The sequence below is a fragment of the Flectobacillus rivi genome (assembly GCF_030056655.1).
GTDB classification, from domain to species: Bacteria; Bacteroidota; Bacteroidia; order Cytophagales; family Spirosomataceae; genus Flectobacillus; species Flectobacillus rivi.
Genome location: NZ_JASHIE010000030.1, coordinates 1 through 3,268, shown reverse-complemented (window position 1 = coordinate 3,268; position 3,268 = coordinate 1). Strand labels below are relative to the sequence as shown.

Genomic DNA, 3,268 nt, shown 5'->3' with positions numbered 1-3,268 from the left:
GGCTCACCAAGACGATGATTGGTAGGGGATCTGAGAGGATAATCCCCCACACTGGCACTGAGATACGGGCCAGACTCCTACGGGAGGCAGCAGTAGGGAATATTGGGCAATGGACGGAAGTCTGACCCAGCCATGCCGCGTGCAGGATGAAGGCGTTATGCGTTGTAAACTGCTTTTTTATAGGAAGAAGGAGACCTTGCGAGGTTTGGTGACGGTACTATAAGAATAAGCACCGGCTAACTCCGTGCCAGCAGCCGCGGTAATACGGAGGGTGCGAGCGTTGTCCGGATTTATTGGGTTTAAAGGGTGCGTAGGCGGTTTATTAAGTCAGTGGTGAAAGACGGTCGCTCAACGATTGCAGTGCCATTGATACTGGTAGACTTGAGTTCGTATGAGGTAGCTGGAATGGATAGTGTAGCGGTGAAATGCATAGATATTATCCAGAACTCCAATTGCGTAGGCAGGTTACTAATACGATACTGACGCTGATGCACGAAAGTGTGGGGATCAAACAGGATTAGATACCCTGGTAGTCCACACTGTAAACGATGATGACTAACTGTTTGCCCTTCGGGGTGAGTGGTACAGAGAAATCGTTAAGTCATCCACCTGGGGAGTACGCCGGCAACGGTGAAACTCAAAGGAATTGACGGGGGTCCGCACAAGCGGTGGAGCATGTGGTTTAATTCGATGATACGCGAGGAACCTTACCTAGGCTAGAATGTGAAGGAATAATTTAGAGATAGATTAGTCTGCAAAGACCTGAAACAAGGTGCTGCATGGCTGTCGTCAGCTCGTGCCGTGAGGTGTTGGGTTAAGTCCCGCAACGAGCGCAACCCCTGTTGTTAGTTGCCATCAAGTTAAGTTGGGCACTCTAGCAAGACTGCCTACGCAAGTAGAGAGGAAGGAGGGGACGACGTCAAGTCATCATGGCCCTTACGCCTAGGGCAACACACGTGCTACAATGGGCGGTACAGAGGGTAGCTACCAGGCAACTGGATGCCAATCTCGAAAGCCGCTCTCAGTTCGGATTGGGGTCTGCAACTCGACCCTATGAAGCTGGAATCGCTAGTAATCGGGTATCAGCTATGACCCGGTGAATACGTTCCCGGACCTTGTACACACCGCCCGTCAAGCCATGAAAGTCTGGTAGACCTAAAGTTCCGCGTCAAGAACGGGATTAGGGTAGAACAGGTAATTGGGGCTAAGTCGTAACAAGGTAGCCGTACCGGAAGGTGTGGCTGGAACACCTCCTTTCTGGAGAGTGCGTATTGGAAACTTTTCTTACCAAATTTCAAAGTGTTTTGCTCGGAAGAGAGTATGACATAAAAGTATTAAAAAAAGGAGATTCACTTGCGAGAGTGAAGTGTGGAACTGAGAGGTAAAGCGGGCTTGTAGCTCAGGTGGTTAGAGCGCTACACTGATAATGTAGAGGTCCGTGGTTCGAGTCCACGCAGGCCCACAGGGTGAAGGTAATTGGGGGATTAGCTCAGCTGGCTAGAGCACCTGCCTTGCACGCAGGGGGTCAACGGTTCGAATCCGTTATTCTCCACAATTCGAAATTAGAGATTAGAAGAGATAAGTACGAACGAGTATTTGTCACACTGCTGAAGTTTAATTGATTTAATTATTGATTGAATGAAAGTATAAAGTTCCTTGACATATTGTGAAAGATAGAGAAACGAGTAAGAGTTAAAGAGATTTAGCGACAGAGCATAAGTGAATTAAGGGTGTATGGGGGATGCCTAGGCTCTTGAAGGCGATGAAGGACGTGTTAAGCTGCGATAAGCTACGGGGATTTGCACAAAAGAATTAATCCGTAGATTTCCGAATGGGGCAACCCAATGGTTTGAAGAACCATTACCACACTGTGGGGCAAACCCGGAGAACTGAAACATCTAAGTACCCGGAGGAAGAGAAAACAAAAGTGATTCCGTAAGTAGTGGCGAGCGAACGCGGATTAGCCCAAACCGTTGTTGTTACGGCAATGACGGGGTTGTAGGACGTTTTTTTAGAAAAGATTTTAATTTGAATGAGTTGGGAAGCTCAGCCGCAGAAGGTGATAGCCCTGTAAGAGTACATAATCTGGACGTAGACGAATCCTGAGTAGGGGGGAGCTGGTGAAACTCCCTTTGAATCAGCCGGCACCATCCGGTAAGGCTAAATACTAACAAGAGACCGATAGTGAACGAGTACTGTGAAGGAAAGGTGAAAAGTACCCCGAATAGGGGGGTGAAAAGACCCTGAAACCATACACTTACAAGCGGTCGGAGCAGCGTGATGCTGTGACGGCGTGCCTTTTGCATAATGACCCTACGAGTTACTCTTCCTGGCAAGATTAAGGATTTAAGATCTGGAGTCGGAGCGAAAGCGAGTCTGAAAAGGGCGTTTAGTCAGGGGGAGTAGACGCGAAACCTTGTGATCTACCCATGGCCAGGTTGAAGGTGTGGTAACACACACTGGAGGACCGAACGAGTTTACGTTGAAAAGTATTTCGATGAGCTGTGGGTAGGGGTGAAAGGCTAATCAAACTGGGAAATAGCTCGTACTCCCCGAAATGTTTTTAGGAACAGCGTCGTGGTTGAGTTTCATGCAGGTAAAGCTACCAATAGGACTAGGGGGAGTCAAATCCTACCAAATCCTGATGAACTCTGAATGGCATGAAATATACACGGCAGTGAGGGCCGGGGTGCTAAGGTCACGGTCCGAGAGGGAAAGAACCCAGACCAACAGTTAAGGTCCCAAAATCTATACTAAGTTGAACAAAGGAGGTCTGATTGCAGAGACAGCCAGGATGTTAGCTTGGAAGCAGCTATTCATTTAAAGAGTGCGTAACAGCTCACTGGTCGAGCGAGGCGGGCATCGATAATAAACGGGCATCAAGTATAGTACCGAAGCTTTGGATTATGTATTTATACATACTGGTAGGGGAGCATTCTGATAGCGAAGAAGGTGAATCGACAAGGTTTGCTGGAGTGATCAGAAAAGCAAATGTAGGGATAAGTAACGATAATGGGGGCGAGAAACCCCCACGCCGAAAAGTCAAGGATTCCTCAGCTATGCTAATCAACTGAGGGTTAGTCGGGGGCTAAGGGTCTAGCGAGAGCGACAATCTAATGCACATCAGGTTAATATTCCTGAACTTACTATTAGGGAAACACGATGACGGAGATTCGTGGTTGGCAGGTACTGACGGAATAGTGCCTCTGAGTGGAAGCCGCAAGGCAGATGCGAGTTAGCGAAGAAACTTCCAAGAAAAGTTGTGACT

General features: G+C 48.1%; 2 tRNA genes and 2 rRNA genes. All 4 read left to right on the top strand.

What is annotated here, in order from left to right:
• Positions 1-1,257 (top strand): 16S ribosomal RNA (locus QM481_RS24760); the annotation flags it as partial.
• A gap of 131 nt (positions 1,258-1,388) precedes the next feature.
• Positions 1,389-1,462 (top strand) — tRNA-Ile (locus QM481_RS24755).
• A 16-nt stretch (positions 1,463-1,478) separates the two neighbouring features.
• Positions 1,479-1,552 (top strand) — tRNA-Ala (locus tag QM481_RS24750).
• Between the two features lie 162 nt (positions 1,553-1,714).
• Positions 1,715-3,268, top strand: a 23S ribosomal RNA gene (locus QM481_RS24745); the annotation flags it as partial.